The sequence below is a fragment of the Chitinophaga oryzae genome (genome assembly GCF_012516375.2).
GTDB lineage: Bacteria > Bacteroidota > Bacteroidia > Chitinophagales > Chitinophagaceae > Chitinophaga > Chitinophaga oryzae.
Genome location: NZ_CP051204.2, coordinates 5,553,064 through 5,560,368, shown reverse-complemented (window position 1 = coordinate 5,560,368; position 7,305 = coordinate 5,553,064). Strand labels below are relative to the sequence as shown.

At 51.9% G+C, this 7,305-nt stretch carries 1 protein-coding gene; it reads left to right on the top strand.

Annotated elements, in window-relative coordinates; genetic code table 11:
- Positions 1 to 3: 3 nt before the first annotated feature.
- Positions 4 to 7,305: a non-ribosomal peptide synthetase gene (locus HF324_RS21975; RefSeq protein WP_168860839.1), complete on the top strand. Its 7,302-nt coding sequence runs from the start codon at positions 4 to 6 to the stop codon at positions 7,303 to 7,305.

Sequence of the window (7,305 nt, the reverse complement as noted above, 5' to 3'; positions counted from 1 at the left end):
CACATGACTAATAGCAGGTTAACCGATACCATCAGTTTATTGAAACGTGCCAATGATAACGGTATAAAGATCATCTACGATGAGGGTGAGCTGGTGGTGCAAATGCATAGAAATAATGAAATAGACCCTTCGCTATTGAAAGAGCTGAAGCATAATAAACCACACCTGATTGAATATTTTCAGCAGCATACAAAGGGCAGTACAGATATACCGCTTACTGCGCACCGGCCGTCAGGGCCGGTGCCGCTGTCGTTCAACCAGGAACGTTTGTGGTTTATTGACCAGATGGAAGGGAGCGTGCCCTATCATATCAATGTGTTGCTGCGTTTGCGGGGCAATCTCAAAAAAGAGATGCTGACAGATGCTTTACAGGAGATCGTGAACCGGCATGAGGTATTGCGCACCGTGATCACATCCACTGCCGGGGTGCCTCATCAGCAATTGCTGGACCGGGATAAATGGACCCTGGAGATAGCAGACATTCCCGGTATTGCAGACGATGCGGACAAGCTGAGAGAATACGTGATGAGCAGTACAGAAAAGCCATTCGATCTTTCCAGGGACCATATGCTAAGGGCGCGTTTGATCGTACTGGCAGAAGAAGAACACCTGCTTGTACTAACGCTCCATCATATAGCCGCAGACGGATGGTCTGCAGGTATCGTGGTGGAAGAGCTGGTAGAGCTGTACAATGCGGCCGTTCAGGGCTGCAGGCCACAACTGCCCGACCTGGGGATACAATATGCGGATTATGCCATATGGCAACGCAATTTCCTGAAAGAAAAGGTGCTGGAACGGAAACTGGACTACTGGAAAAAGAAGCTGGCGGATGTAGCCACACTACAGCTGCCCACAGATCATCCCCGTCCGCTGCTGCCGGGGTTCCGTGGACGTGAATATCATTTCAACATTGATAAAGAGGTCACGGATACGTTGAAGGCGCTTTCACAACAGGAAGGAACCACACTGTTTATGACATTGCTGGCTGTTTTTAAAGTATTGCTTTACCGCTATACTTTGCAGGAAGATATTTGTGTGGGCAGCCCCATTGCCGGAAGGCCTCTCCGGCAACTGGAAGGACTGATCGGTTTTTTTGTGAATACCCTGGCTTTGCGTACCGAAGTATTACCGGGCATGTCTTTTACCGCATTGCTGAAAAATGTAAAAGATACCACGCTGGCGGCTTACGACCACCAGGAGGTGCCACTTGAAAAAATAGTGGAAGCGGTAGTGAGAGAACGGGATGTAAGTGTAAACCCGCTGTTCCAGGTGTTGTTTATCTTACAGAATACGCCTCCTGTACCTGATATACGCCTGAGTGGCCTCCATATTTCCCCGGAACCGCTGGAGTCAGACACGGCCAAATTTGACCTGACGTTTTTGTTGCAGGAACAGGGAGGGGAACTCCATGCTTGCATAGAATACAGCACAGATCTTTTCGAAGCGGCGACCATTGAACGGATGGTGCGTCATTTCCGGCAGCTGTTGCATGCGGTGGCAGCCACGCCCTCTGCTACGGTGGCAGCGTTGCCGATGCTGGAGGAAGCTGAGAAACAGCGGCTGTTGTTTGACTTCAACGCCACCGCTGCTGAATATCCCTCTGCCGCCACCATACCGGATCTCTTCAGGCAGCAGGCCGTTCTTCGTCCGGAGGCGACAGCAGTAGCGTTTGGGGATATTACACTGACCTACGCTGCGCTGGATGAACGTTCTGACGCGCTGGCGGGCTATCTCCGGTACAAGGGCGTTACTACTGAAACACTGGTGCCTGTATGTATGCACCGCGCTCCGGACATGATCGTGATACTGCTGGCGATTCTGAAGGCCGGCGGGGCTTATGCGCCCATTGATCCGGATTATCCGGATGACCGTGTCCGTTATATCCTGTCAGACCTGGCGGGGCCATTGCTGATTACCGTCAGTGATCACAGCGCCCGGCTGGCCTCACTGCAAACGGGCCAGGAGATAGTATGCACCGATACACTGGCAGCTATCGCGGTAACAGGGGATCATTCACCGGTGGAGCTGCGTGCAGATAACCTGGCATATGTGATGTATACCTCCGGTTCTACCGGTCGTCCGAAAGGAGTGCTGGTAGAGCATCGTAATGTAATCAGCCTGGTAAGTGACCCCGGTTATATTTCATTTACGCCGGCAGATGCGGTCCTGTCAGCCGGGTCGGTGTCGTTTGATGCCACGACCTTTGAATACTGGGGTATGCTGCTCAATGGCGGCCGCCTGGTACTGAGCCGGGAGCATGACTTGCTGGATGTTGCCGTATTGAAAGGAGAGTTGCAAGGCAAAAGGGTAAATAAGATGTTCTTTACAACCAGCTGGTTCAATCAGCTGGTGGATACCGATATCACTGTTTTTGCGGGATTGGAAGTAGTCCTGACGGGAGGAGAGAAGCTGTCAGAAAAACATGTGGAGAAACTGCAGGCGGCTTATCCTTCGATTGCGGTGAGTAATATCTATGGTCCTACCGAGAACACCACCTTTTCCCTGAGTTACCATATCGATGGGAAGAGGCAGCGGGCGGTTACGCCCATAGGTATACCGCTGTCGAACAGGACAGCGTATATCCTGGACGGCTTGCTGCAGCCGGTACCGTTAGGCGTGACCGGCGAGTTGTATGTGGGTGGCGCCGGAGTGGCGCGTGGTTACCTGAACCACCCGGAGCTGACCTCGGGCCGTTTCCTGTCATCTCCATTTGTGGCGGGAGAGCGTATTTACCGGACGGGGGACCTTGCCCGCCGGGAAGCAGATGGTCAGATCACTTTTATGGGCCGCACCGATGACCAGGTGAAGGTCCGCGGCTACCGCATAGAACCGGGAGAAATAGAGAATGTGTTGCAGGAATTTGCCGGTGTAAAACAGGTGTTGGTAACCGTACATACCCACGCCGGAAGCGGGAAGCAGTTAGTCGCTTATATCGTGCCTGCAGAAGACTATGATCGGGAATATATCCGCTCTGCCCTCAGGCAGCGGCTTCCGGACTATATGGTCCCCTCTTTTTTCGTTGAGCTGGATGCATTCCCACTGAATGCCAATGGGAAAATAGACAGGCGTTTGTTGCCGTCGCCTGATCTGGGTACAGGAGGTCAACGGGTATATGTTGCGGCCTCCGGTCCGCTGGAAACTCTGTTGGTAGAGGTCTGGGAAGAATTGCTGGGTGTGGGGAATATAGGCGTTCACGATAATTTCTTTGAGCTGGGAGGTCATTCCCTGCTGGCGATGCGTGAGGCAGCGGTGTTACGCAACCGCCTGCAGGTGGAGCTTCCCGTCAGAGCATTGTTCCGGTATCCGACAATCGCGGAGCTGGCCGCCTTTATCGGCGGGCTGACACAGGAGGGCCGGCTGCCCGCTATAACAGCGGGTGAGCGTCCTGACCGCATACCGCTGTCCTTTAACCAGGAGCGCCTGTGGTTCATTGACCAGCTCAGCGGAAGTGTACAGTTTCACATGCCCGCCGTCCTGAAGTTAAAAGGTCAACTGAATATTCCTGCCCTGGAAAGGGCGTTGCGTGAAATAGTGAACAGGCATGAAATATTACGTACTACCGTAAAGGTTACAGACGGACGCCCATATCAGCATGTGAAAGCTCCCGGCAGCTGGCAGTTGACGGTCATAAACGGGGAGGTGAATGATGAAGAGGTAAACAGCCTGGCCAATAAGCCCTTTGATCTTTCCCGGGATGATATGCTGCGCGGGCTGCTGATTTGCGCCCAGGGGGGAGAATATACACTGGCGCTCACCCTGCATCATATTGCTGGTGATGGATGGTCTGCCGGAATATTAATTAGTGAATTATCATCCTTGTACAATGCCATTGTTTCCGGCGGAAAAGCAGATCTGCCGCCATTGCCGATACAATATGCAGATTATGCGGTCTGGCAACGTAAGATGTTAACGGATGACATCCTGGGCGAAAAGCTGGCGTATTGGAAACGGCAGTTGCAGGATGTCTCGCTGCTGCAGTTGCCAGCCGATTTCCGGCGGCCTGCAGTCCAACGTAATGATGGCGCCACTTTCCAATATGTGCTGGATAAGGCATTAGCGTCGAAGCTGAAGCAGCTGTCAGTTGGTCACGGTGTTTCACTGTTTATGACATTGCTGGCAGCATTTAAGGTGTTATTGTACCGGTATACCGGACAAACGGATATTTGTGTAGGCTGCTCCGCAGCCGGCCGGCAGCAACAGGAATTGGAAGGACTGATCGGGTTCTTCATTAATACACTGGCGCTTCGCAGCGATCTGTCAGGAAGACCGGCCTTTGCAACGTTCCTGCAACAGGTAAAACAAATGACGCTGGAAGCCTTCGAGCACCAGGAGGTGCCTTTTGAAAAAGTGGTGGAAGCGGTAGTGAAGGAAAGGGATACGACCCGTAATCCGATCTTCCAGGTATTGTTTGGCATGCCTAATATGCCGGTAGCATCCGGGCTTCATCTCAGCGGGTTGAGCTTGTCCGCCGCCCCGGTAGTGCGCAATACCACGCAGTTTGATATTAACTGGTCTGTGATGGAGGCCGGGGATGAGTTGCATATAAGTATAGAATACCGCAGCGATTTGTTCCTGCCGGATACGATCCGGCGTATGGTGGCGTCCTACGGGCTGTTGCTGAATGCTATCGCAAACGAGCCGTTGTCAACTGTCGATGCGTTGCCGCTGCTTACGCAGGAGGAGGAATACCGGTTGCTGCATATTTTCAATAATACTTCAGCCCCCATACCGCCTTCAGCCACTGTGGTGCATCTGTTGGAGGCGCAGGCATTGCGTAATCCTGATGGTATTGCGGTGGTCGCTGCTGCCGGGACAGTCAGCTACAGGGAATTGAATGACCGTGCCAACAGGCTGGCTGCATTTTTACGCCATAAACACAACATAGGACCCGGGATGATGGTGCCCTTGTGCTTTGAGCGCGGGATTGATATGATAACTGCCATATGGGGCATCCTGAAAGCAGGGGCTGCGTATGTTCCCGTGGATCCTGCATTCCCGGCGGCGCGCATCCGTCATGTACTGGAAGATACGCTTGCTGAGGTGGTGGTGTGCAGTGAAGAAGGAGCCCGGGCTTTAGCGGATGTCCATGCGAAAATGATCATTACATCGCAGATTGATACAGCTGCAGAGATGCCGCTGACAGATTATCCCGCAAGTGAGGACCTCGCCTATATTATTTACACTTCCGGCAGTACCGGCGTGCCCAAAGGCGTAATGATCTCACACGCCAGCCTTTTACATTATCTCTGTAATAATAAGACCGCTTATGTCGCCGGGGAAAGTGCTGCGACAGGTAGTTTTATACACCTGTCCTATACATTCGATGCAGCGATAACCGCCCTCTTTATGCCGCTCATATCCGGTAAACCGGTGGTGATAAGTGCGGCGCCACAAACGATGGTGTTTGAAGACGAGTTGTTGTGGAAGCATGCGCCCTATGACTTTATCAAATTAACCCCCGCACACCTGCCGTTGCTGGAAGAAGCCATGCAACGCCGCCAGGCGGCTTGCCCGGCGTCAACGCTTGTGATAGGAGGAGAAGCGCTGTTGCCCGGACATGTGGCTTTCCTGACCGGAATGAATGTAACCGTTGTAAATGAATATGGGCCAACAGAAGCTACAGTAGGCTGTAACACCTATGCATTCCGGCCGCAGGAAGGACAGGTCATTCATATTGGTAAGCCCGTGGATAATATTCAATTATATCTGCTGGATGACCGTCGTCAGCTGGTGCCGCAAGGCGTAACCGGAGAAATATATATAGGAGGGGCAGGAGTGGCCCGGGGATACCTGCGCCGGCCGGAGCTCACAGCGGAAAGATTTACGGATAATCCCTTTCACGGTGGCAAAATGTACCGCACTGGTGACCTGGGCCGTTGGCTGCCCGATGGCAATATGGAATACCTGGGGCGTATGGATGACCAGGTAAAGATCCGCGGTTACCGTATAGAGCCTGCCGAAATAGCGCATGTGCTACAGGCTTCTCCTCTGGTCAGACAGGCCGTTGTAGTGACACAGGAACAACAAATTACGGCTTATGTAGTACCACAAGGCGATTTTGATAACGACGGTATCATGGCCTGGTTGAAACAGTTTTTGCCAGGGTATATGTTACCGGAACATCTGGTCCCGCTGGAAGTCATTCCGCTCACCAACAATGGAAAGATAGACAGGAATGCTTTGCCCAAACCAGGCGATAACCAGGAAGAGGATACGTATGCTCCGCCTCAGACGCCATTGCAGTCATCGCTCGCGGCTATATGGGAAGATTTGCTGGAGGTGGAACGGATAGGGATATACGATAACTTTTTTAACAGGGGAGGGCATTCATTGCTTACCATCAAGCTGATAGCATCCATCCGTAAAACGCTGAAAAAGACCGTCACCATTACCGATGTTTTTGATCATCCCACTATTGCCGGTCTTTCTGATTTACTGGAAAAACAGGATGTATATGCTCCGGCGATGCATACCAGGCATTTGTTGCCGCTTAATCATAACAGGGAAGGCGCACCCCTGTTTATACTTCCGGGTTCCGGCGGTACCAGCGAGGGTTATGGTGAACTGGCGGCTGCACTGGACAAAGCCTTTACTGTATACGGTTTGCAGATGACGGGGATTTATGAAGATGAGCAACTGTTACAGCGCATGGAGCAGATTGCTGAGCAGCACATCGCCTGGATAAAGGAAGTGCAGCCTGTTGGTCCCTATCGTTTTATAGGGCATTCATTCGGCTGTTTCGTTGCCTTTGAAATGGTCCATCAGCTGGAAATAAAGGGGGAGGAGGTAGCTTTTGCTGCTTTCCTGGACACTCCACCGGATGCAAGGAAAGATATACAGGAGCATCAGCATTTGAATGAACAGCTGTTGTCCGGGCTGCAAGAGTTCCTGCTGCAGCATCAACTGATTACAGTGCCTTGTCCCGATTGGATCAATGACTTGAAGGCGGCCACTGCTGACTGTTCACTGGTGGAGACTGTGACAAAGATGAAGACGGCGGTCAGGGAGAATGTACGTGATAATAACGGTATGCTGTCACTGGCTTTCCGGGTATTGGACCTGGAACTGAACAGCATCCGGATACCTTACATTCCGGAAAATAAGATGACGGCGCCTTTACTGGCCGTGAGGGCAGAAAACGGAGCATATACTGCTGACGATATGCTTGGATGGAAACAGTATGCGCCGGAACTGACATTGATGCAAACGCCGGGAGATCATCATACGCTGGTTAAATCGCCGCATGTAGCTATCCTGGCAGAAAATATACTTACATATTGTCATCACCATTATAAAATAAAATAG